At 26.5% G+C, this 24,975-nt stretch carries 26 protein-coding genes; 25 read left to right on the forward strand and 1 reads right to left on the reverse strand.

Annotated features, from left to right (window positions below):
* Positions 1 to 3 precede the first annotated feature (3 nt).
* The 17 genes from ACYUET_RS01465 (at position 4) to ACYUET_RS01545 (ending at position 16,565) form a co-directional block, all read left to right on the forward strand.
* The gene (locus tag ACYUET_RS01465) at positions 4 to 2,262 is read left to right on the forward strand and encodes a stage V sporulation protein D (protein ID WP_460277358.1); all 2,259 of its coding nucleotides are present in this window, start codon (positions 4 to 6) and stop codon (positions 2,260 to 2,262) included.
* Between the two features lie 160 nt (positions 2,263 to 2,422).
* Positions 2,423 to 3,877 carry a UDP-N-acetylmuramoyl-L-alanyl-D-glutamate--2,6-diaminopimelate ligase gene (locus ACYUET_RS01470; RefSeq protein WP_460277359.1) on the forward strand — a complete coding sequence of 485 codons (1,455 nt, stop codon included), beginning with the start codon at positions 2,423 to 2,425 and terminating at the stop codon, positions 3,875 to 3,877.
* Positions 3,878 to 3,891: 14 nt separating this feature from the next.
* Complete coding sequence (locus tag ACYUET_RS01475) at positions 3,892 to 5,253, forward strand: UDP-N-acetylmuramoyl-tripeptide--D-alanyl-D-alanine ligase (protein ID WP_460277360.1); 1,362 nt, start codon at positions 3,892 to 3,894, stop codon at positions 5,251 to 5,253.
* Positions 5,254 to 5,294: 41 nt separating this feature from the next.
* Complete coding sequence (mraY, locus tag ACYUET_RS01480; RefSeq protein ID WP_460277362.1) at positions 5,295 to 6,272, forward strand: phospho-N-acetylmuramoyl-pentapeptide-transferase; 978 nt, start codon at positions 5,295 to 5,297, stop codon at positions 6,270 to 6,272.
* A 47-nt stretch (positions 6,273 to 6,319) separates the two neighbouring features.
* Positions 6,320 to 7,444 carry a stage V sporulation protein E gene (spoVE, locus tag ACYUET_RS01485; RefSeq protein ID WP_460277364.1) on the forward strand — a complete coding sequence of 375 codons (1,125 nt, stop codon included), beginning with the start codon at positions 6,320 to 6,322 and terminating at the stop codon, positions 7,442 to 7,444.
* 280 nt (positions 7,445 to 7,724) lie between these two features.
* Complete coding sequence (locus ACYUET_RS01490) at positions 7,725 to 8,483, forward strand: cell division protein FtsQ/DivIB (RefSeq protein ID WP_460277366.1); 759 nt, start codon at positions 7,725 to 7,727, stop codon at positions 8,481 to 8,483.
* A gap of 14 nt (positions 8,484 to 8,497) precedes the next feature.
* The gene (locus ACYUET_RS01495; protein ID WP_460277368.1) at positions 8,498 to 9,226 is read left to right on the forward strand and encodes a DUF881 domain-containing protein; all 729 of its coding nucleotides are present in this window, start codon (positions 8,498 to 8,500) and stop codon (positions 9,224 to 9,226) included.
* A gap of 13 nt (positions 9,227 to 9,239) precedes the next feature.
* On the forward strand, positions 9,240 to 9,578 hold the full coding sequence (locus ACYUET_RS01500) for a small basic family protein (protein WP_219780380.1): 339 nt from the start codon (positions 9,240 to 9,242) through the stop codon (positions 9,576 to 9,578).
* Between the two features lie 12 nt (positions 9,579 to 9,590).
* A complete protein-coding gene (locus ACYUET_RS01505) occupies positions 9,591 to 10,322 on the forward strand; it encodes a DUF881 domain-containing protein (RefSeq protein ID WP_460277370.1) in 732 nt (243 codons plus the stop codon).
* A 111-nt stretch (positions 10,323 to 10,433) separates the two neighbouring features.
* Positions 10,434 to 11,096 carry a YggS family pyridoxal phosphate-dependent enzyme gene (locus tag ACYUET_RS01510; protein WP_460277371.1) on the forward strand — a complete coding sequence of 221 codons (663 nt, stop codon included), beginning with the start codon at positions 10,434 to 10,436 and terminating at the stop codon, positions 11,094 to 11,096.
* 20 nt (positions 11,097 to 11,116) lie between these two features.
* The gene (locus tag ACYUET_RS01515) at positions 11,117 to 11,566 is read left to right on the forward strand and encodes a cell division protein SepF (RefSeq protein WP_460277372.1); all 450 of its coding nucleotides are present in this window, start codon (positions 11,117 to 11,119) and stop codon (positions 11,564 to 11,566) included.
* Positions 11,567 to 11,575: 9 nt separating this feature from the next.
* On the forward strand, positions 11,576 to 11,842 hold the full coding sequence (locus ACYUET_RS01520; RefSeq protein ID WP_460277373.1) for a YggT family protein: 267 nt from the start codon (positions 11,576 to 11,578) through the stop codon (positions 11,840 to 11,842).
* A gap of 6 nt (positions 11,843 to 11,848) precedes the next feature.
* On the forward strand, positions 11,849 to 12,613 hold the full coding sequence (locus ACYUET_RS01525) for a YlmH/Sll1252 family protein (protein ID WP_460277375.1): 765 nt from the start codon (positions 11,849 to 11,851) through the stop codon (positions 12,611 to 12,613).
* Positions 12,614 to 12,626: 13 nt separating this feature from the next.
* The gene (locus tag ACYUET_RS01530; protein WP_460277377.1) at positions 12,627 to 13,247 is read left to right on the forward strand and encodes a DivIVA domain-containing protein; all 621 of its coding nucleotides are present in this window, start codon (positions 12,627 to 12,629) and stop codon (positions 13,245 to 13,247) included.
* Positions 13,248 to 13,617: 370 nt separating this feature from the next.
* Entirely contained in the window at positions 13,618 to 14,523 is a 906-nt protein-coding gene (locus ACYUET_RS01535; RefSeq protein WP_460277379.1) for an RluA family pseudouridine synthase, read from the forward strand.
* 295 nt (positions 14,524 to 14,818) lie between these two features.
* Positions 14,819 to 15,370, forward strand: a complete 552-nt coding sequence (gene pyrR / locus ACYUET_RS01540) for a bifunctional pyr operon transcriptional regulator/uracil phosphoribosyltransferase PyrR (RefSeq protein WP_460277381.1) — start codon at positions 14,819 to 14,821, stop codon at positions 15,368 to 15,370.
* Positions 15,371 to 15,404: 34 nt separating this feature from the next.
* Positions 15,405 to 16,565 carry a THUMP domain-containing class I SAM-dependent RNA methyltransferase gene (locus tag ACYUET_RS01545; RefSeq protein WP_460277382.1) on the forward strand — a complete coding sequence of 387 codons (1,161 nt, stop codon included), beginning with the start codon at positions 15,405 to 15,407 and terminating at the stop codon, positions 16,563 to 16,565.
* A 96-nt stretch (positions 16,566 to 16,661) separates the two neighbouring features.
* Here the strand turns inward: ACYUET_RS01545 and ACYUET_RS01550 are convergent, their stop codons facing one another.
* A complete protein-coding gene (locus tag ACYUET_RS01550) occupies positions 16,662 to 18,395 on the reverse strand; it encodes an Rqc2 family fibronectin-binding protein (RefSeq protein ID WP_460277383.1) in 1,734 nt (577 codons plus the stop codon).
* A gap of 241 nt (positions 18,396 to 18,636) precedes the next feature.
* Here ACYUET_RS01550 and dapF point away from each other — a divergent pair, with 241 nt between their 5' ends.
* The 8 genes from dapF to ACYUET_RS01590 all read left to right on the forward strand — a co-directional run bounded on the left by dapF (position 18,637) and on the right by ACYUET_RS01590 (position 24,905).
* Entirely contained in the window at positions 18,637 to 19,455 is an 819-nt protein-coding gene (gene dapF / locus ACYUET_RS01555) for a diaminopimelate epimerase (RefSeq protein WP_460277384.1), read from the forward strand.
* 32 nt (positions 19,456 to 19,487) lie between these two features.
* Entirely contained in the window at positions 19,488 to 20,492 is a 1,005-nt protein-coding gene (locus ACYUET_RS01560; protein ID WP_460277386.1) for a hypothetical protein, read from the forward strand.
* A gap of 224 nt (positions 20,493 to 20,716) precedes the next feature.
* Positions 20,717 to 22,102 (forward strand): GspE/PulE family protein, encoded by a 1,386-nt coding sequence (locus ACYUET_RS01565; RefSeq protein WP_460277387.1) that lies wholly within the window; start codon positions 20,717 to 20,719, stop codon positions 22,100 to 22,102.
* Positions 22,089 to 23,162, forward strand: a complete 1,074-nt coding sequence (locus tag ACYUET_RS01570; RefSeq protein WP_460277388.1) for a type II secretion system F family protein — start codon at positions 22,089 to 22,091, stop codon at positions 23,160 to 23,162. Before ACYUET_RS01565 ends, ACYUET_RS01570 begins: the two co-directional genes overlap by 14 nt.
* A complete protein-coding gene (locus ACYUET_RS01575; RefSeq protein ID WP_460277390.1) occupies positions 23,163 to 23,603 on the forward strand; it encodes a prepilin-type N-terminal cleavage/methylation domain-containing protein in 441 nt (146 codons plus the stop codon).
* A 30-nt stretch (positions 23,604 to 23,633) separates the two neighbouring features.
* The gene (locus ACYUET_RS01580; RefSeq protein ID WP_460277392.1) at positions 23,634 to 24,065 is read left to right on the forward strand and encodes a hypothetical protein; all 432 of its coding nucleotides are present in this window, start codon (positions 23,634 to 23,636) and stop codon (positions 24,063 to 24,065) included.
* On the forward strand, positions 24,055 to 24,513 hold the full coding sequence (locus ACYUET_RS01585; RefSeq protein WP_460277393.1) for a hypothetical protein: 459 nt from the start codon (positions 24,055 to 24,057) through the stop codon (positions 24,511 to 24,513). Before ACYUET_RS01580 ends, ACYUET_RS01585 begins: the two co-directional genes overlap by 11 nt.
* On the forward strand, positions 24,504 to 24,905 hold the full coding sequence (locus ACYUET_RS01590; protein ID WP_460277394.1) for a hypothetical protein: 402 nt from the start codon (positions 24,504 to 24,506) through the stop codon (positions 24,903 to 24,905). Before ACYUET_RS01585 ends, ACYUET_RS01590 begins: the two co-directional genes overlap by 10 nt.
* Positions 24,906 to 24,975 lie beyond the last annotated feature (70 nt).

Consider the following 24,975-nt stretch of genomic DNA (forward strand, 5'->3'; position numbering starts at 1 on the left):
ACAGTGAAAAAACCAAATTATAAAGATAGAGCAAAAATGCGAAAGAGGCTTACAATTGTAGTTGTAGGGTTAAGTTTTGTTTTTTTTATTTTAACACTTAGGTTATCTTATATAATGATAGTTAAAAGACAGGAATATGCTGCGCGTGCAGAAGAACAATGGACAAGTGAAGTAAAGATAGATGCAAGAAGAGGAAGAATTTTAGATAGAAATGCAAAAGAGTTAGCTGTTTCTGCTAATGTTTATAGAGTAGATTTTGATTTAAACTCTATAAGATCATATTTAAATCAGGAATTAACAGAAAAGAGAATTGAAAAATTAAAGAGTATAGGAATAAACGTAGAACGTGGCAGAGAAAATCTAACAACTGATGATATTGCACCAGTAATAGCAAAAGCTTTAGATTTGGAAACCCAAAAGGTTAAAGAAAAACTTGAAACTAAATTACCAAGTGGAGCAGATGCAGGTTCTGCAACTCTTGTAAGAAGAATAGAAAAAGATGTGGCAGATAGGGTAAGAGAATTAAATATAAGTGGAGTTTTAGTATCACCTGATACAAAAAGATATTACCCTAATAATAATTTCTTAGCCCATGTACTTGGAAGTACTAATATAGATGGACAGGGATTAACAGGTATAGAACTTCAATATAATAGTTACTTATCAGGGGTTCCAGGAATGAAAATTGCTGAACTTGATAGAAATAGTGGAGAATTACCTTATACAATTTCTCAATTTACTCCACCAGTTGATGGAAAAGATGTTACTTTAACAATTGATGAAAATATTCAATTTTTTGCTGAAAAAGCAGCAGAGCAAGCATATGAAGATAATAAAGCTAAAGCTGTATCTATACTAGTTATGGATCCTAAAACAGGAGAAGTTTTAGCCATGGTAAATAAACCGGATTTTGATCCTAATAGTCCATATAAGGGAACTGAAAAATTTGAAGGAGCTAATGAATCAGAAAAGTTACAAAAAATGTGGAGAAATAGATTGGTTAATGATACCTTTGAACCAGGATCTATTTTTAAGGTTGTTACAGCTATTACTGGTTTAGAAGAAGGTATTGTTAATGCAAATACTGATTTTACATGTGGTGGAGGATTACACTTTGGTAATCGCTATATTAAATGTTGGAGAACACAAGGGCATGGAGCACAAAAATTCCCTGATATAATCCAAAATTCATGTAATGTAGGATTTATGAAACTTGGTGAAATGATAGGTAAAGAGAAATTATGTGAGTATATTGATAAATTTGGCTTTGGAAAAGTTAGTGGAATTGATTTACCAGGAGAAGCTAAAGGTATAGTTAAAAAAGTAGATACGATTTCTGAAACAGACCTTGCTACAATAGCATTTGGTCAAACCAATACTGTAAATTCTGTTCAGTATATGACTGCATTTAATGCAATTGCAAATGGGGGAAATTTAATTCAACCTCATATAATGAAAGAAGTTACACATAATGATGAGAGTGGTGTTAAAGTTGTTGATGATAGATTTAATCCTAAAACCTCTCAAGTAGCAAGTAAAGAAAAAACAGCAGAACTTAGAAGTTACCTTGAAAGAGTTGTAACTGGTGGATCAGGTGCAGGAACATTTATGGAGGGTTATCATATAGGCGGTAAAACAGGTACAGCACAAAAGGTTAATCCGGAAAATGGAACTTATGGAGCAGGACAATATATATCTTCATTTGTTGGTATGGCACCAGTTGATGATCCAAAAGTTACAGTTATGGTAACAGTAGATGAGCCAAGTAATGGAGCATACTATGCAGGACAAGTATGTACTCCAGCAGCTAAAATGGTGTTTTCTGATATATTTAACTATTTAGATAGTAAGTTCTCAGACGAAAATTCAAGCCAAATATCAAGAGATATTGTAATACCAGAAGTAAGAGGACTAAAAGTTGATGAAGCTCAAAAGATATTAAAAGCATCAAAACTAGATTGTGTATTAGAAGATTCAGGGGATGTAGTTACAGACATAAAGCCATATCCAGGATATGCAGTAAAAGAAGGTTCAAAAATAAATCTTTACACAGGAAATAGTGGGTCTTATAATAAAAATGTTGTAATGCCAGATGTTAGAGGATATTCTAAGTCTGATGCATCTAAGTTATTAACTAGTCTTGGAATAAATATAACCTTTGATGGGGATGGAATAGTAACAAATCAAAGTGTTAATCAAGGTGAAGTTATAACAAAAGGAACGTCAGTTAAGTTAACTCTAAATTCAGATTATAAAGACTAAAGTGATTTTAGATAAATTAATTAATCTAACTTTATTTAGAATACTTAAGTAAATTACTAGCATGTGGGTTTTACTCACATGCTAAATTAATGTAAAATTGAAAATCAAAAATAGTATTTAAAAAAGCTAAAAAGCATATTATTTAAGGAGATGGTTAAAAATGAACCTTAAAGATATTTTAAAGGGGATAAACTATAAAGTTATACAAGGAAGCTTAGATAAGGAAATAGTGTCAATTAATTATGATAGTAGAAAGGTTGAAAAATCGGATTTATTCGTTTGTGTAAAGGGATTTGCAACTGATGGACATAAATATGTTCAAAATGCATTAGAAAATGGTGCAAAAGCTATCATAATTCAAGATGATATAGAGGTTTCAGATAAGAATATTGTTGTAATAAAGGTTGATGATAGTAGAAAAGCCTTAGCTATTATGGCAGGAAATTATTATGATAATCCAAGTAAAAAAATGAAGATGATAGGTATAACTGGTACAAATGGAAAAACCACTACAGCTTTTATGATAAAATCAATTTTAGAAGCTAATGGAAAGAAAGTTGGTTTAATTGGAACAATAGCTAATTACATAGGAAAAGAAAGAATTGATACAGAAAGAACTACTCCAGAGTCATTAGAATTACAAGAATTATTTAATAATATGGTAAGCAAAGGAGTAGAATACTGCGTAATGGAAGTATCTTCTCATTCACTAGAATTAGATAGAGTATATGGAATTGATTTTGAAGTTGGAATATTTACTAATTTAACTAGAGATCATTTAGATTTTCATAAAACATTTGAAAATTATTATAAAGCTAAATTTAAATTATTTAAAAGAAGTCTTATAAGAATTGTTAATATTGATGATGATTATGGAAAACAAGTAGTAAGTGATTTAACTAATCTTAATGCAAACAATATATATGATTACTCAATAAAAGAAGATTCTTATTTTAAAGCATATGATGAAAAAATGGGAAGTAAAAACATAAAGTTTAAAATAAATTTATCAGAAAGTGAAGAATTTATATTATCAATTCCAGGAGAATATAATATTTATAATGCACTTGGGGCTATAGGAGCATGTTATAAATTAAATATACCAGTTGCAGATATTAAGGAAGGTATTAATAAAGTAATAGTACCAGGTAGATGTGAAAGGGCGGCAATAGAATATGATTTGCCATATGATATAATTATAGATTATGCTCATACTCCAGATGGCTTAGAAAATATTTTAAAAACTGCAAGAGGATTTACAGAAGGAAGATTAATTGCAGTATTTGGTTGTGGAGGAGACAGAGATAAAGTAAAAAGACCTCAAATGGGGAAAATAGGTACAGGTATAGCTGATATATCTATAATAACTTCAGACAATCCAAGAAGTGAAGAACCTATGCAAATTATAAAAGATATTGAAGCAGGAATAGATAGAGATAATTATATAGTAATAGAGAATAGAAAAGAAGCTATAAAAAGAGCAATAGAAATGGCAAAAGAAAATGATGTTATAGTAATTGCAGGAAAAGGACATGAAACATATCAAATATTAAAGGATAAAACTATACATTTTGATGAAAGAGAAGTTGTAAAAGAAATATTAGATCATAAATAAGAGGTGAACAAATCATGAATTTAACTTTAAATGAAGTTGTAAAAGCTAGTAATGGAAAAATACTGTTTAAAAATTGTGATGGTATTTTTAATAAAGTTTCAACTGACACAAGAAAAATTGAAAAAGGAAGTTTGTTTATTGCACTTAAAGGTGAAAATTTTAATGGTAATGATTATGTAGTTGAAGCTATAAAAAAAGGAGCTTCAGTTGTTATTGTTGATGAAGTAAAATTTGATTCAAAAGATTTAAACAATAATGGTGTAATTATAAAGGTAGATGATGCAAAGGTAGCACTAGGAGCTATAGCAAAATACTACAGAGAAAAACTAGATATAAAAGTTGTAGGAATTACAGGTTCTACTGGGAAAACATCTACAAAAGATTTAGTAGCAGCTTTTTTAAGTGGAAAATACTCAGTGTTTAAAACTAAAGGTAATTTTAATAATGAAATAGGTTTACCTCTTATGATATTAGAATTAGATTCAAGTTATGATGTTGCAGTTTTAGAAATGGGTACAAATAATTTTAATGAGATTCATAGATTAGCAAATATTGCAATGCCAGATATTGCTACTATTACTAATATAGGAGTATCACATATAGAAAATTTAAAAACAAGAGAGAATATACTTAAAGAAAAGCTAAGCATAACTGATTTTTTCAAAGATAATAATCCATTAGTTATAAATAATGAAAATGATATGCTTCAAAAAATAAAAGAAGATAATAGATTTAAATTAGAAAAAGTTGGATATAATGAAGAATGTGAAGTGTATGCTAAAAATATAGATTTAACTGAAAAAACAACATCTTTTGATGCAGTAACTAAAACTGGGGAAAACTATAGATTTACATTAAATATGGTTGGAAAACATAATGTGTTAAACGCTCTTTTAGGTATACAAATATCAAGAGAACTTGGTGTCACATTTCAAGAAATGAATGAAGGACTTAAGAATTTACAAGCAACCTCAATGAGATTAGAGTTTATAAAAAAGAATGATTTTACAATAATTAATGATTGTTATAATGCTAGTCCAGATTCAATGAAAGCTGCATTAGATGTTTTAAGAACTTATTCAGGTAAAAGAAAAATAGCAGTATTAGGTGATATGGGTGAACTTGGAGACCATTCTAAATCATCACATAAAATAGTTGGAGAGTATGCATTAGAAAAAGCAGATATAATATTATCAACTGGTAAATTTAAGGAAGATTATAAAGAGGGATTTGGAAAAGACACATTAACATTTGATTCTAAAAATGAGCTTATAGAAAATTTAACAAGTCTTATTAAAAAAGATGATGTGATTTTAATTAAAGCTTCGAGAGCAGCAAAATTTGAAGAAATAGTAAAATATATAGAAAATTTATAATACAACAAAGGAGGTGAACTGCCTTAATAGGGCAGTATTAGATGGGGGATATAGTAAAAGAATTAATAAATCCAACAATTTTATCAGCATTATTAATGGGATTTGTATTTTCAATGATTTTAGGACCAATATTTATTCCAGTATTGCACAAACTAAAATTTGGTCAAAATATTAGAAAAGAGGGACCTAAAAGTCATCAAAAAAAATCGGGTACTCCAACAATGGGAGGTCTTATATTTTTTATTTCAGTAACTGTTACAATGTTAATTATAGGATATAAGCCTACAGATGAAGCTATGGTAATATTATATTCATTAATTGCTTTTGGAATAATTGGATTTTTAGATGATATATTAAAAATAATTCATAAGGATAATCTTGGTTTAAGAGCATGGCAAAAGATGTTATTATTAATTATATTTTCAGTAGCATTAGCTTATTATGGTTACGTAAATATAGGTTCAGAAATAATAATTCCGTTTTTAAATAATTATCAATTGAATTTAGGAATATTATATATACCACTAGCAGTTATATATTATTCTGCAGTGACTAATGCAGTTAATTTAACTGATGGAATAGATGGACTTGCAACATCTGTTACAGTTATTGTTTTAACATTTTTTACAATAATAGGTTTTAAAACAGGTCATTATCAAGTAGGAGTATTTTCTATTGCACTTGCTGGAGCTTTATTAGGATTTCTTAGATTTAATGCTTTTCCAGCAAAAATCTTTATGGGTGATACAGGGTCATTAGCATTAGGAGGAGCTATAGCAACAATAGCTTTGATATTAAAGATGCCACTATTTATAATTATAGTTGGAGGAATATATGTTCTTGAAACTTTATCAGTTATAATGCAAGTTGCTTCATTTAAGTTAACAGGAAAAAGAATTTTTAAAATGGCACCTATACATCATCATTTTGAACAATGTGGATGGAGTGAAGTGAAAATAGTTACAATTTTTGCAACAACAACATTAGTCTTATGTATTATAGGATTTATAGCACTTTAGCTCTATTCACAAAGTAAACTTTATTAATTGATTTGGAGGATTTGTGTATGAGGGTTGGCAAACTCAAAAAAAGGAAAATGGGCCAGATGGACTATGGTATATTTTACAGTGTAGTTTTATTGTTAGCAGTAGGAGTTGTTATGGTATACTCTGCAAGTTCTTATTATGCTATGTTTAGAAATAATGATAGTATGTATTTCTTGAAAAGACAGTTGTTATGGGCAATTTTAGGAATGATAGTAATGTATATTACTATGTCAATAGATTATCATAAAATAAAAAGATATACCTTTGGAATAATGGTTGTTAGTATACCATTATTATTAATCGTATTTTTATTTCCAGGGGTAAATGGTGCACAAAGATGGATACAAATAGGTCCCTTATCATTTCAACCATCAGAATTAGCTAAGTATGTAGTAGTATTATTTTTGGCTAAAAGTATAGAACTTAAAGGTGATGGTATAAAGAAATTTAATACAGGTATAGTACCATATTTAGGGGTTTCAGGTATATATGCTGCATTGGTATTAGCAGAAAAAAATTTAAGTATTGCATCTGTTATAATGATAGTTACATTTATAATACTTTTTTCATCAGGTGGTAGAATAAAACACTTATTTGGAATAGTAGCACCTCTTATGGTTGCAGCTGCTACTGTATTTACATTAGGAGAACCATATAGAAGAGCTAGAATGTTAAATTTTATAGATCCATGGAAAGATCCAGCAAAAAATGGATATCAATTAATACAGTCATTTTATGCATTAGGAGCTGGTGGGGTTACAGGTCTTGGTTTAGGTCAATCAAGACAAAAAACTCTATATATGCCAGAGCCACATAATGATTTTATTTTTGCTATAATTGGAGAAGAATTAGGGCTTATAGGATGTATATTAATAATAACTATTTTTGTAGTATTTATATGTAGAGGGCTTAAGGTTGCAATGAAAGCAAAAGATACTTATGGAACACTGTTAGCAGTAGGCATTACCTCTGTTATAGCAGTACAATCTATAATAAATATTGCAGTTGTAACTGGATCAATGCCTGTTACTGGTGTACCACTTCCGTTTATTAGTTATGGAGGAACGTCACTAGTAATAAATATGGCAGCGATGGGAGTACTTTTAAATATATCGCGTCAGACAGAAGGAAAAATAGATACGTAACTATTAATGAATAAAAAGCTATGGTTTAAAAAAACTATAGCTTTTTTATTTTTAAAATTATATTTGACAATTTTTTAATATTATGTTTTGGGTAAATGTTATCATTTGAAAATGTATCTTTAATTTATTAAATTATTATTAAATATGTAACATATATTAAAAAAATGATGAAAATATGTTGACAAAGTGGTATTATTATATAAGATAATTTTAGTAAAAAATGATTTATTAAAGTGTTTTGTATAAATAAATATTTATTGAGATGTATAAGGAAATAGGGATGAATATGACAAAAAAGGAAAATAAATATATTCTAAGAGCGAAGCGTAAAAGATTTATAAAGAAGTTGATAGTTATACTTCTTTTTTTGGTTATAGGAGTTATAATTTTTATAACAAAATCAGGTGTGTTTATAGTAAGAAAAGTTGCAGTTACAGGAAATCCTATAATAACTGGAGACGATGTTAAAGAAAGATGTGAAAAAATTTTAGGTGATAATATTTTCTTTGTTAATAAAAAAGATTTAATAGAAGAGGCTAAAAAGAATCCTTATGTTGATACGGTAACTGTGACTAAAAAATTTCCCAAACAAGTTAATATAAATGTAGTAGAAAAAGAAGGAATTTATTATATAAATAAAGATGATAAAAAATATATTTTTAACAATAAATTAGTTTTATTAGAAAAAACAGATGATTTAAAAGGTAGAAATTTATTAGAACTTAAAGGAATTAAATTTGAAGACACAGAAATAGGTAATAAGGTATTGGAAGATCAAAGAATAAATACTATTTTAGAAGAGTTTTATAAAATAGTAAAAAATAACCCTACAGAACATAATATAAACTGTATCAATCTTGAGGATTTGACAAATATTAAGGTATATATAGGTCAAGTAGAAGGTAGAATAGGAAATGATGAGGACTTATTTAATAAAATGAATAAAATTCTACATGTCATTTCAAATCCAGAAATTGGGATGAAAAAAGGTTATATAGATGTTAGTTTTCAAGGATCACCAGTATATTATAGTGAATAGAAAGGTAGATAAAAATGAGGGTATCTAAATCGCAAATTTTTGTAGCACTGGTATGTGCACTTTTAGGCTTTTTATTAGCTTATCAATTTAAGTTATTATCAAATAAAAATACTCAAAATCAGATTAGTAGTTATGATAAAAACAATATTATTGCAGAAGTGGAAAGTTTAAAAAAGGAAAAGGAGGAACTTGAAAAATCTAATGCTACTTTATCTGAAGAACTTAAAAATTTAGAAGAGTCTGCTGCAAAAGATGGGGATTTAGGAAAAGAGATAAAAAATACTCTTGATAATTCTAGAATGCATTTAGGAATAGTAGATGTTAAAGGACCAGGGATAGTAATAACTATAGCACCTAAAACTTCTATATTTTCATCAAATCCATCAGATAGTAGTAGAAATTTAGGAGAAGAAGAACTAGTTCATGTTGTGAATTTACTTTGGTATTCTGGCGCAGAAGCCATTTCAATAAATGATATTAGAATAACACCTCAAACAGGAATAAAGGTTGCGGGTAATGGTATTTCTATAGGTTCATCAGGTAGAATATATCCTAATGATAAAATTGTAATAAATGTTATTGGAGATAAAGGAAGATTAAATGTAGGTATATCTTTTCCAGGATCATTAGATTATGGAGCACTTCCAAATTATAATTGTGAAGTAAAAACAAGTGATGATATATTAATTAAAAAAACAACACAATCTATAAAAAGTGAATATATAAAGGCTGTAAAAGAATAGAGGGGGTATAAGTTTGATTGCAATAATTGGATTATTAATAGGAGTAATATTAGGATTTGTATTTGATGTTAATATTTCGGAAACATTTTCACCGTATATGTCAGTTGCTATACTTGCATGTTTAGATTCAGTTTTTGGTGCTATTAGGGCAAATTTATCTAAAAATTTTCAAGCAGATATTTTCATATCAGGTTTTTTTGGAAATGCACTTCTTGCAGCAGGGCTAGCATATTTAGGAGATAAATTAGGGATACCTATATATATAGCAGCAGTAATAGTTTTTGGAGGAAGAATATTTGATAATTTTGCAATAATAAGAAGACTCTTATTAGAAAAAGCTAAATCGCGTTAAGAGGTGAAGATTGTGAATAACAATAAGCAATTTTACTTTGTTTTTCTTGCAAGCATAATTTTAGGAGTTTTAATATCAACAAATTTTAATTTGGAACAAATAGGATCTTTTACAGAATTAAATGCTAAACAATATAAAGATGCAACAGAAGAAAGAGCTAACTTATATAAAGAAATAGGGAATTTAAAAGAAAATAATATTGAAACTAAAGATAAAATTAATGAATATATGAAAGAAGATGAAAAAAATGAAAAGATACTTCAAGATATGAAAGCTCAAATAGTGGATTATGAATTATTTACGGGCTTAAGTAAAGTGGAAGGCTCGGGTATAGTATTAAAGGTAAAAGACGGAAATATTAATTTAGAAGAAGACTCAGAATATGAAACAAAAAGTAAAATTTTTCATGATAATGATATGGCTTTGGTTTTAAATGAGTTACGTAAGGCTGGTGCAGAAGCTATTAGTGTTAATAATCACAGAGTAGTACCCTGGACTGGAGTAATATGCAATTGGGCGTTTATTGGATTTGATGATAATAGTATGGAATCAGCTCCGTTTAATATATATGCAATTGGTGATCCAGAAAAACTTAAAACAGCACTATTAGAAGATGGTAGTCATGTAAAAGAACTTATTATTAGAAATTTATACGTAGAAATTGAAGAACGAGATAATATAATCATATTACCAACAACAAACAATAAAGAACCACAATTTATGAAAAGATATGAAAATAATTAAAGAAAATAAAATAAAAATTAATTTCCTAATATTTTTTTGAAGGAAATTTGATTTTTTTAGAGAATAGTATTATAGATGGGAAGTAAGCATTAATTAGAGAAGGAGTAGGCTATGAGTATTAAAGAAAATATAAATAAACTCAGATTGGAAATTCCTGAAGGCGTGGATCTCTTAGCTGTTTCTAAGACAAAACCCATAGAAGATTTAGAAGAAGCGTACCAAGCAGGAATTAGAGATTTTGGTGAAAACAAAGTTCAAGAACTTCTTAGTAAAGAAGAAAATTTTCATAAGGATGTAAGATGGCATCTTATAGGAAAACTTCAAACTAACAAAGTCAAATATTTAGTAGATAAAGTATATTTAATACATTCTTTATCTAGTATTAAACTTTTAAAAGAGATTGAGAGAGTATTTGGAAATGCTGATAAAACAGTAAATACATTAATACAAATCAACATCGGAAGAGAAGAAAGTAAAAGTGGAATATTAGAAGAAGAGTTATTTGATTTAATTAATGAGGTTGAAAAGTGTAATCATGTTTTTGTAAAAGGAATTATGATTATTATTCCTAAAGGAAATGATGAAGATAACCGAAAATACTTTAGAAGAACAAAACAAATATTTAATGATCTTAAACAAAAAGATTATAAGAATATTAAAATGGAAATACTTTCAATGGGAATGACACATGATTTTAAAGTAGCAATAGAAGAAGGTTCTACATTAGTGAGAGTTGGACAGGGAGTATTTGGTAAAAGAGACTATAATATATGATAAATTAGGAGGAAAAAGTCATGAGTGATATGTTAACTAAAATGAAATCATTTTTAGGATTAGGAGATGAAGATTACGACGATTACGACGATTATGATGAAGAATTAGACGAAGATGAATCAGAAGAAATAGAACCGGTAATTACCAATAAAAAAAATAGTAAGGTTGTAAATATCCATACCTCTTCATCTATAAAAGTAACAATTACTAAACCTGTTGATTATGAAGAAGCAACTGAAATTTGTGATGCATTAAAAAATAGAAGAATAGTTCTAGTAAATACCACATTATTAGAATTAAAAATTGCTCAAAGATTATTAGATTTCATAAGTGGTTCTTGCTATGCCTTAGGAGGAGAGTTACAACAAATAGAAAAAGGTGTATATATACTTTCACCTTCAAATGTAGAAGTAACTAATGAATTAAAAAATGAATTAAGTTCAAAAGCTTTATTTAATTGGTCAAAATAGGAGGCAAATATGTCATTTATTATTGCTAATTTTATTAGTATACTTTTTAGAATATTAGAATTTGCTATACTAATAGAATGTATATTTTCATGGGTATCTCCTGGCAAACAAAATCAGTTTATGAATTTAATAAGCAGTTTTACTTATCCTGTATTAGAACCATTTAGAAAATTACAATATAAGTTTATGCCAAATATGCAAATAGATTTTTCTCCTATCTTTGCGATATTTGCTATGGATATAATTAAATCTATAATTTTGAGTTTTTTATATTAGTTTATTATGAAAGAACAAATAATTAAAGCATTTGTAGAAGAAGACAGGATAGATGTACTGAATTTATATGATAAATATATGTTATCGTTAAATAAAGATATTACAGTTTTTGGAAATTGCTTTTATCCACCAAATATATGGAGATGGTTTGAGAAAAATTGTAAAAATAGTAATGTTAGAGTTGAAAGTAATGGGATTTTTAAAAACTCTGAAAGAAGAATGATAGTATTTAATAATATGTATCAATCTTCTTTTCCCATGAAATTGTTTAAGATAGAAAGTAAATCTAAATTTTCAGATTTAAAACACAAAGATTTCTTAGGTGGTATTTTATCACTTGGAATAGAAAGAAATAAAATAGGTGATTTATTGGTGGAAAATAATATGTGTTATTTTCCAGCACATGAAGATATAATAAGTTTTTTATTATATAATTTAGATAAAATTGGGAAAACACCTTGTTCTATTAAAGAAGTTAATGAACCGGGAGAATTCCCAGAAATTAAATTGGAAGAAAGTATTATTTTAGTTTCTTCATTAAGAATTGATGGAATAGTGTCTAAGCTAACTAAATTACCTAGATCAAAAGCACAGATGTTAATTGATCAAGGTCAAGTATTATTAGATTATTCAAAAATTAAAAATAAAAGTTATGAAGTTAAACAAGATGAAAGAATTACTATAAAAGGAACTGGTAAATTTATAGTAGGAAATGTTATTGGTAATAGTAAAAGTGGAAAATACAAAATGATTATAAAAAAATATACATAATTGAGGTGAGGGTATGAAAATAACACCAATGGACATAACAAATAAGGAGTTTAAAAAGGGAATAAGAGGTTACAATATAGAAGAAGTTGATGAATTTTTAGAAGAAATAGTTAATAATTATGAAGAACTATATAAGGAAAATTCTAATTTAAAAGAAAAATTAACTAATATAAATGAAAAAGTAGATCATTATTCTAAAATTGAAAGTACTATACAAAACACATTAGTACTTGCACAAAATGCAGCAGAACAAGCTAAGAGCTCAGCACAAAAAGAAGCAGAATTAATTCTTAAAAATGCAAATGAAACTGCACAAAAGGTACTTGATAAATCTCATAATGATGTGATTGCAATAAATGATGAGTATGAAAGAGTAAAGCAAGAATTTATTAAATTTAGAGCTAAATATAGAAATTTCATGAATACTCAATTAGAAACATTTGATGATTTAGAAAAAGATTTTATTAAGAATTATAATGTTTCAGATCCAGTTGAAGAATCTGAAATACAAGAAAAGGATATTGACTTAGAAGAAAAAGAAGTGAAAATATCTGATAAAAGTATAGGTGATTATGATCAAAAGTCAATTGCTGAAGATTTAAATGAAATAAAGAGCTTTTTTGCCCAAGATTAGTCACTATAGTTATAGCAATATAAATACCTTTAAATTGTAATTATAATTACTGTTTAAAGGTATTTTTATTCTTGACGTTATAGTCATCTTATCCATTTTTAAATATGATGAAATTATAGAGTTTTTAAAGATTGAAATGCTGATAAAATCTAAGATTATGGAGACAAATTTGAATTGATAATAAACGATGGATAATTGACAATTTAGGATGAAATCACAACGTGATTTCTAAATATATATATTTTTAAGAAAGTCTGAGTCTTTCAACTATAATTCTTCATTGTTACCTGTCAATTAAAACAATGTATTGAGATAAGTTAGTTATTATATTATAATGTTGAGAGAATACGCATAGAAAGGGTACTAATCTATGGAAAAAAAAGTTTTTATAGTAGATAAAGAAGAAGGAACTAGAATTGATAAATATTTAAGTGATATCTTAGAAGGCAAATCTCGTTCTTTTATTCAAGGACTTATTGAAAAGGAAAGTATCAGTGTAAATGGTAAGTTAGTTAAAAGTAACTATAAATTAAAACCACTTGATGAGATAGAAGTAATTATACCGGAACCAGAAATTTTAAAAGTTACTCCGGAAAAAATAGAACTTGATATTTTATATGAAGATAAAGATATAGTAGTTGTAAATAAAGAACAAGGCATGGTTGTACATCCAGCACCAGGGAATTATAATGGAACATTAGTAAATGCATTACTTTTCCATTGCGATGATTTATCAAGTATAAATGGTATTATAAGACCAGGAATAGTGCATAGAATTGATAAAGATACATCAGGGGTATTAGTAGTGGCAAAAAATGATGATGCCCATAATAAACTTGCAGCTCAATTAAAGGATCATTCTATGAAAAGGGAATACTATGCTTTAGTTGAAGGTAGATTAAAAAACGATTTGGGAACTATTAATAGACCACTCGGAAGAGATAAAAAAAATAGATTAAAAATTGCTATAACTGAAGATGGAAGAAAAGCGATAACACACTATGAAGTTTTAGAACGATATGATGCGGGTTATACATTAATTAAATGTATTTTAGAAACCGGAAGAACACATCAAATAAGAGTACATATGGCATCTTTAGGACACCCTTTAGTTGGTGATCCACTTTATGGTTTTAAAAAGCAAAAATTTAAACTTGAAGGACAAATGTTACATGCAAAAAAATTAGGTTTTATACATCCAAATACAAATGAGTATGTAGAATTTATAACTGATTTACCAGACTATTTTGAAGAAGTATTACAAAAGTTAAAATAAAAGAGTTATATATAAGTTCCAATAAAATCTATTGATTAATTAAATAATATAATGAGGAATTTATGTAGAGAATTTATTATATATATGATTTTAATTAGATAGTATTGATAAAGAAATTTATTTTTTATAAAAATCAAATAAAAAAATTATAAATGCATATATGTTGCAAATTTAAATATACAATAAAATAATACATAGATTTTAGATTTATTGAACAACTCTTATTGCAACATATGTAGTAACTTAATTAGAACAGATATATTAAATATTGAATAAAGATTTAGGAGGTATTTTTATGAGTTTAAAAGCTGTTTTATTAGATGATAAAGCTATAAAAAGGACATTAATTAGAATTTCACATGAAATAATAGAGAGAAATAAGGGCATAGAGGATATAGTATTAGTCGGTATAAAAAGAAGGGGGTATCCTATTGCTCAAAGAATTGCCGCATATATAGAGGGAATTGAAGGGATAAAAGTAGATGTTGGATCTGTAGATATAACTTTATATAGAGATGATCTTACAATAGTAGATAAAGAACCTAAAGTTAAGAATTTAGATTTAGGAGTTAGTATAAAAAATAAAAAGGTGATTTTAGTAGATGATGTATTATATACATGTAGAACTGCTAGAGCTGCTATTGATGCCATTATGGATGTGGACAGACCAAAGTGTATACAATTAGCAGTATTAATTGATAGAGGGCATAAGGAACTTCCTATAAGGGCAGACTATGTAGGAAAGAATATTCCAACATCTAAAAATGAAGTTATAAAGGTAATGGTAGAAGAAATTGATCAAGAAGATTCAGTGAAAATATATGATCCAGAAGATAAAGAAAAATAAGATTTTTTTAACCGTTTTATAGAAGGAGTAGAATATGTACAATTTAATTGCAACAAGTACTTTTGGTATTGAAAGCATAACAGCTAAAGAATTAAAGGCACTTGGATATGAAGATTTAAAGATTGAAAATGGTAAAGTAACATTTGAAGGAGATGAGATGGACATAGCAATTGCAAATGTTCATTTAAGAACTGCAGATAGAGTGCTAATAAAAATGGCTGAATTTGAAGCAAGATCTTTTGAAGAACTTTTCCAAGGAACAAAAGGTGTAAAATGGCATGAAATAATACCTAAAGATGGAGTAATGCATGTTGTTGGTAAATCTGTAAAATCAACTTTACATAGTGTACCAGATTGTCAATCTATAGTAAAAAAAGCTGTTGTAAGTAGTATGGGTGAACACTATGGAATTAGCGAATTTAGTGAAAGTGGACCAGTATATAAAATAGAAGTAGCTATATTAAAGGATGTTGTTACTTTAACTATAGATACAACAGGTCCTGGATTACATAAAAGGGGATATAGAGAATTAGCAGGAGCTGCACCTTTAAAAGAAACTTTAGCAGCATCAATGTTATTACTTTCAAGATGGAGAGATGATTTTGAATTAATAGATCCATTTTGTGGTTCAGGTACTATATTAATTGAAGGAGCTATGATAGCCCAAAATATTGCACCAGGTTCAAATAGAGATTTTGTTTGTGAAACTTGGTCTGATCAAATGAAAAAAACATTCGATATGGTACGTGATGGAGCTAAAAAAGCAGAAAAAGATAAAGATATTAATCTAATAGGATATGATATAGATTATAGAGTACTTAAAGTAGCTATGGAGAATGCTAAAAAAGCAGGTGTAGATAAGTATATAAAATTCCAAAAAAGAGATTTTATGAACTTTTCAAGCTCTAAAAAACATGGTTTTATAGTATCTAATCCTCCTTATGGTGAAAGATTAGGTGAAAGAGAGTCTTTAGGAATTCTTTATAAACACATGGGAGATATTAAAAGAAAGCTAGAAGGTTGGGATTTTAATATATTAACTTCTATTGAAGGTTTTGAAAAATTACTTAATGTGAAATCTACTAAAAATAGAAAATTATATAATGGTAAAATTAAATGCTACTATTATCAATATTTTAATAATGATAAAATTAAAAATCCTGGAGATACATTAATAAATGAATTAATGGATTAATTAAGTTAATATTTTAAAGCAAAAAAGAACTGTCTTATAAGACAGTTCTTTTTTATACTTTTTTTATTTTGAAATCTTGATATTTTAACACATATTTTATTTATTAAGTTCTAGTTTAGCAAATTCTTTAGGATCAACTATCACAGTTTTATTAGTATGATAAATCACCATACCAGGTTTTGAACCATTTGGTTTTTTAAGTTCTTTTACTTTTGTATAGTCTACAGGTACTTTAGAAGAATTTTTTCCCTTACTATAATAAGCTGCAATTATTGCTGCTTCTTCTAATGTTTTATCTGGTACATCAAATGAAGCAATAATAACATGGGAACCTGGAATATCTTTTGTATGTAACCAAAGATAATTTTTATTTGCAAATTTTAAACTTAAGTAATCATTTTGTAGATTATTTTTACCTACATAGATATCAATTCCTTCACTAGATTTAAAATGATGAGGTTTCGAAGTTTTATTCTTTTTGCTATTCTTATCAGATTTTCTGAATTTTATATATGCTGTTTCAATAAGCTCATTTTTTATATCTGAAATTTCCTCATAACTTTCAACATTTTGGATATTTGTAAGAACTGAATTTAAATATTCTTCTTCTTTAGAATTTTTATCAAGCTGTTTTTTAGCATACTCTTCTGATACCTTTAGTTTATTATACTTTTTATAATAAGCTTGCACATTCTCAGATGGAGTTTTAAAAGGGTCTAACTTTATTTCCATATATTCTTCATTTTCACTATAGTAATTTAATAATGAAACTTTATCATCACCTTTTTTAATTGTGTATATATAAGAAGTTAAAAGATCACCTTTAATTCTTAATATTTCTTTTTCAGAACATTCATTTAATGTTTGAATAAGAATTTTTGATTTCTTTTTACATCTATCTATATTTGTAGCAACGAGTCTTTCTAGATTGCTAGCTCTACTATGTAGTCTATCTTGCATATCTTTTTTAAAGAAAAAATTATCCATAAGAATATTAGGATCATTATAGTATATAGATGAATACTTATTTTCTAAAGAGGAAAGTTTTAAAAAATAGAAGTCTTTAAAAATTCCTAATTCATTTGCATAAATATTATAAGAAATATTTTTATCTAAATTAATAATAAAATTATTAAAAAAATTAAAAATTTCTTCTCTAGTAGGTGATGAATTAGATTTAATAATGTTATAATATAAATCTAAAGACAATAATTTACTAATACCTGTAAAACATTTGGAAAAAAAGGTTTCATCAAAAATGATTGAATTAATACTAATAAAATTATTAAAATCTTCATAAGTAAATGAAAAAGGATTTAATTTGTTAGAAGCGGGTGGATAAACATAATTAACTCCTGGATATAGAACTCTAAAAGTATTTATATCTGGAGTGATATGTTTAATAGATTCCATAACCTTATTGTCACGGTTTCTAACTAATGTTATATTAGAGTGTCTACCCATAAGTTCTATTATTAAAGAATATACACTATCAAATCCTAATTCATCTCGATTTTCTATATCTATTATTAAAATTCTATCATTATTTTTTTGAGTTAATTTAGTAATACGACCACCTAGTATATATTTTCTTAATACCATTAAATACATAGGGGCTTTAATAGGATTATTTTTAGTGGAATTTGTTAAATGAATTCTAGCAAACCTTGGAGAAGCAGATATTAAAAGTTTTATATTTTTACGATTTTTTCTTAAGGTTAAAATAATTTCATCTTTTTCAGGTTGATTTATTTTATCTATTTTTGAATCTAATATTGATTTTTTTAAATCATCAACTAAACTATATAAGTAGATACCATCAAGTGCCATTGTAATTCGTCCTTTCTTAGTGCGACTAAGACATTAAAAAATAATGTCTTGCAAATAGTATAACATTATAAATGCAATATTATCAAATATACATATTATATAGTAGTTATAGTAAAATAGGATATGAATTAATCTTTATTTAGTATTAGAATAATTTATTTAAGAGAAGAAATATTTATAAAGATTTTTGGTATTGTTCATATAAAATATGCAAAACTTATAAAATAGGAGGGATATTAAAATGGAATTTTATAAAATGCATGGGGCAGGAAATGATTTTATTTTTATTGAAGATTTTAATTGTGAAATAAAAGAAGAATGTGAGTTAGCTAAAAAACTTTGTGATAGGCATTTTGGAATTGGTGCAGATGGATTAATTATTGTTAGAGATTCAGATAAAGCTGATGCTAAAATGATTATAATAAATTCTGATGGCTCGAGAGCAAATATGTGTGGAAATGCTATTAGATGTTTTGGAAAATATGTTTATGAAAATAAAATTATAAATAAAACTAAGTTTTTAGTAGAAACAGGAGATGGCGTTAAAGAAATTGAAATAATATTAAATAACAACAATGTAGAATATGTAAAAGTATATATGGGAGTTCCATCTTATAATGGAATAGATATACCTTTAAATGATAAAAAAGAGCTAATAGATACTGAGGTTAATATTAGTGGAGAAAGTTACAAAATGACTACAATATTAATGGGAGTTCCTCATACTGTTATTTTTGAAACTGATAAAGAATATGATGTTAAAGAAGGAAGCAAAATAGAGAAATTTAATTTATTTAAAGAAGGAACTAATGTTAATTTTGTTAAGATTAAAGATAAGAATCACATAAGGGTAAATACATGGGAAAGAGGGGCAGGAGCAACTCTTGCTTGTGGTACTGGATGTTGTGCATCAGTAGTTGTTGCTAAACATTTAGGATATGTAGAAGATGGGAAGATTTTTGTTAAGGCACCAGGTGGAGAATTAATTATTGACGTCTTAGAAAATGGTGTATACATGAGTGGGCCGGCAGAATTTATATGTAAAGGGACTGTTATTTAAAATAATTACTTAAATAATATGAGGGAATAAAAATGAGCATATTTAAAAATAAGAGTTTAAAGTTTTTAGCTTTCATTGTTTTTCCTCTGTTTGTATTAGGATGCTCAGGCAATAAGGCTAAAGTTTCTAATGCAGCAGAGGAAATAAAGTTAAATTCAGGGGCAGTATTAAAGAGTGAAGATTCATCATATGGTTTATACAATTATAAAGATGGGAAATATGAAAAGGAACAAATAAATGGTATGGTAGTTACTTACGATAAATCAAGTTCAAGTTATATATACATGCAGGATGAAAAACATTATATTGTACATAACGGATATAAAATGGAAATTAAGGATAAAAACTATAGTAACATAAAAATGTCACCTAATGGAGAGTATGTATCATATTTTATAGAGAATGATGGATTAAAATTAAAAGTTGTTACTAATACAAAGGATAAAGAAATACAACTTAAATCTAATGTTTCTATATCAGGAACTTTATATGATTGGTATGATAAAAATACTCTTGTTTATTATGGTATAAGTAATGATGGCGTAAATGGTATATTTACTTATAATTTAGAAACAAACAAAGAAGATTTATTATATAAAATACAAGAAGGTTTTTTATCTTTTATAAAGGCATCGAAAGATAATGTTGTTTTTTTACAAATAGACTTGGAAAATAAAAAAAGCTTAATGATGATTAATAAAGGAAGTAAAGAAGTAACTTTATTAAATGATAATATAGAAATAGTATCAGATGTAGTTATTCAAAATGATGAGCTGTATTTTACGGGGAAAATTAGTAGTGATAAGGAGTCTCTTTATAAAATAAATGGAGATAAAGTAAAAAGGGTGGTTTTTGATTTTCCTAATGTAGTAAAAATTGATAAAGGGTTATGTATTGATGAAAATAATAATATATTATTTATTGGCTCTAATGCATCTTTAAATAACGAGAGCATATATAGTTTCTCAGAAGATGGAACTATAGAACTGCTGTCTAAGCCAGCAAAAGAATATATTTTTTTAGATTATATAAGTTGAAATAATTATAAATAAAAAGATGTTAAAACAGAAAGTAATGTTTTAGCATCTTTTTATTTTTGGTTATGTTTTAAATGAACGTTGATAGTATAAAGCTAATTTCAATGGCAGTTCACCCTTATACTATAATATAAGCACTATTTTAAAATATAGCCTTTTATTTTTATAATTTTTTAAGAAAAGTGAATAAATTTATATCCAATAGGTCAGAGTAAAAGGTATAATTGGAAAATAATGTAAAGGAGGAGAGAAAGATTAGAGGGTATGAAATAAGGGATGTAGATATAAGTATTGCTAGAAAAATAGATAGTGATATATGTGAAAAATACAGGATAATTCCTTTAAAGAAACAAGGAGAAAAGATTTTAGTTTTAAGTTATAATGCATTGGAAGAATCTAAACATTATTTAAGATTTATTTATAATACAGATATTATCTTAAAAGAAGTAACAAAGGAAAATTATGAATATTTAAAAGATGTAATCTTTAAAGTAGATAGTAAAGATTTAGATCAATATCTTATATATAACGCAATTGATAGAGGTGCTAGTGATATACACTTTGAACCAAGGCAAAATGAGGTTGATATAAGATATAGAATTAATGGAAGCTTAGTTTTGGTTCATAAAATATTTCTTTCAGAATACCTAGCTTTGTCATCTAAAATAAAACTTAGAGCTAATATGGACATCTCTGAAAAAAGAAAACCTCAAGATGGGAAGATTGTGATAAGTCATAAAGGTGTTAAGTATGATTTAAGACTTTCATCGATACCATTAGTCTATGGAGAAAAGTTAGTTATAAGAATATTATATTGTGAAACTTTTAATTATAAATTAGAGAGCTTGGGATTTTCTAAAGATAAAGTAGAAGTTATTAGAAAAATGATGGCATTGAATACAGGATTATTAATAGTTACAGGACCAACTGGAAGCGGAAAATCCACTACATTATATACAATTTTAAAGGAAATAAACAAAGAAGATGTAAACATTATAACATTAGAAGATCCTGTAGAAGCAGTAATTGCTAATATAAATCAGATGAGTTTAAATAAAAAGCTAGGTATTAATTTTTCCACAGGTCTAAAAAACATTTTAAGGCAGGATCCTGATGTAATTATGATAGGAGAAGTTAGAGATGAAGAGACTGCTCATATGGTGGTTAGAGCTGCTATAACTGGTCATAAAGTGTATACTACAATTCATACTGCTACTCCTAGAGAGGTGTTTTTTAGATTAGAGGACATGGGGGTTAAACCTTACTTAATTAGAGATTCTCTTATAGGAATTATATCTCAAAGGTTAGTAAAGACACTATGTAAAGAATGTAAAAGAGAAGATAAAGAAACTTTTTATAAAGGAAATAAGGTTTATAAAAGAACTGGATGTAAATCATGTAATTATTCAGGATATAGTGGAAGAAAGCTTGTAAGTTCTGTATATTTTTTAGGAAGAGGATATGAAACAGAAAAAATTTATAATGATAGAAAATGCTTATCTAACATTAGCATGAAAAATGATTTAGAAAGTCTAATAGAAAAGGGAGAAATACCTTATGATGATTACTTGAAATTTATAGAAGGCGAGGGATTAGGTGAGTGTATTTAAACTTAGAGAGAATTTTATTAAAGATAAATTTAGTAAGGTTAATCATAGGGAATTGAGTTTAATATCAGGAAATTTAGCTCATCTTTATAAAGATGGAATTCCAATAAATGATGCAATAGATTTAATTAAAGAAGTAACTTTGAATAAAGGTTATAAAGAAAGTTTGGAAAAAGTAGTAGATTTAATACAGGAAGGAAAAAGTTTATCTGAAGCTTTTGGATGTATGCCAGAACTGTATCCAAAGTTTTTTATAGGAATAATTTCAATAGGAGAAAATAGTGGGAAGCTATATGAGGTTTTATGTGCGTTAAAAAATTATTATAGTAAAAGAGTTTCGATAAAAAAAGAAATTATAAATTCAATAACATATCCATTAATTATTCTAATATCTATCATATTTCTTATCATATTTATGATGTTAATAGTAATCCCTAATTTTTATGAAATTTATTTATCTATCGGAACTTCTCCTCCTTCAAGTTGTTCAATATTGTATAATGCTAGTATTTATTTTAAGAAAAATATTATACTTAGTACAATTTCTATAATATGTTGGTTTATATTTGTACCAATTATAGCTATTAAGGGATTAAGTAGTACAAAAAATGTATATGTATTTAAAAATATAAAGATTATTAACGATTTTTTTGAATATATTATTGTTTTAATACTTTCTATTATAGTCAACAGTGGTATTAATATATCATATGGACTAAAGTATTGTTCTGAGGGTATGAATTTAAATTATTTAAGTAATAAGTTAAATCATATTAATAAAAACATTTTAACAGGAGAATCATTAACAGAATCATTGATTGATGCTGAAGGGTTTTCTAAATATACAATTGCTGTAGTGAAAATACGAGAAGAGAGTGGATCTATTGGAGAGGGACTTGATGAATTAAGTATGTCACTTCAGGAAAATTTAAGTAAAAGAATAAACAAATATCTTAGCTTTTTACAACCATTATTAATAATTTTTATGTCTATCTTAATTACAATATTTTTTATAGTGTTTATATTACCATTATTTGATGCACTAAAAAGTGGAATAAGATAAATGAAGAAGAAAGGTTTTACTTTAATAGAGGTGGTTATAAGTATAGCAATTATTAGTATTATTTTTACTGTGTCTATATCTTTAAGTAAGATGAATTCTAGAATCTCTAATGATATAAAATATGAAAGTGTACTTTATGAAATAGAAAATATTATATCTTATTCTAAGCTATACTGTAAAAAAAATAATACCCCAGGGGAAATACAGATAGACAATAAGCTTAATGAAATTGCATTTTACCAAAAGAGTGATAACAAAATTAAAAAGGTTACTCTACCTAAAGATATAAGATTGGTTATGAAAAATGAAAGCTTAAATATAGGTTCAAATGGACACATAAAGAATGGATTGTGTATAACTGTTGAAGATAAATATAATGAATGCTACGACATTACAATAAGAGTGGGCGTGGACTTAGTTACCATAAAGAAAAATAGTTAAGAACTTTTAGGTAAGGAAAGGGATAGAATTTTGAAAAGAAAAGGTAATATTTTAATTGAAATTATGGCTTCTCTCTTTATACTTAGTTTAATTATGCTTTTTGGAATAAATACCTATATTTATAGTAATAAAATTTTAAAAGAAAGAAAAGTAGCAGAAGAGGTTGATAGGACAATTTATAATTTGATGAATGAGGTAAAATACAATTTTACTATGGATGAAATAAAAACTTTATTATCAAATGGAGATATTGGATTTAAATTTGATAAGAATATTTCAAAGGAATTATTAACTAAAAAACTTGAAGATCTTACTAAAGGAAATGATATAAAAATTTCTTTAATAAAAGAAAATGACTATGAATTAGAAATGCAAGCTGTGACAATAGTTGAAAGTGATAATTTTATAATTAGCAAAGAAAAAAACTTTAGTAAATTATGGTGGATGGAATATGCAAAATAATATTAAAATTATGAAGAAGAAAGGATTCACAATCATTGAATCAATGGTATATATTTTTTTAACAACTTTAATCTTACTTGAAGGAATAAAGTGTATTACTAATTTTTATAAAGGATATATAGATAATAAAAATATAAGTATAGCTTATGATGAAATGCAAACGTTTTATCTAAATTTGGATTCGGTATTAAAAGAAGATGAAAAAGAAAATATTGAAGTACATAATGATTACTTATTAATTTATAGAAATGTAGAATCAGACTTGAAAAGCAAAATGATAACAAAAGAAAAAAATTCTTTGGTAGTAAAATATTTTGAGGGAGAAAACCAAAAAGGAAAGAATACTTTACTTTTAAATGTGAGGGATTTTAAAGTTGTTAAAAAAGAAAATTTAATTTATACGATAATAATTGATAAAGATGGAAAGGAATTTATTAGATGTTTGTAAAAAGAGAAGGAAATGTTTTAATAAGTACAACTTTAATATTATCATTAATCATTATTATAGGTAATTGTAGTTTTAAAATGATGAGAAATAATAAAGAAATACAAAGTCTTTACTGCAATGATGGTGATATTTATGATTTTAGAAGTAAAGAGAAAAAGTTATTAATTAATTTTATGAAAAATTTCAATAAAAAAGATATAGATGAACTATTATTAGATGATTTTGAAGAAGATTATAAAGAAGATTCTTTAGTTTATAACAAGGTGAAAGATATGTTTTATTTATCTACATCTATAAATAAACATTTGAAAATAGAAAGAGAAGTAGATTATATCATAAAAAATAATAAAATATTATTTATTCCAACATATAAAACAAAGATAATTATTTAAAATTCTAAAAAGAAAATTCCAATGTTAGTTAGTAATTATACTAAAATGTAAACACTTAAAAAAGAGATAG

The sequence above is a fragment of the Clostridium sp. CTA-5 genome (assembly GCF_054768135.1).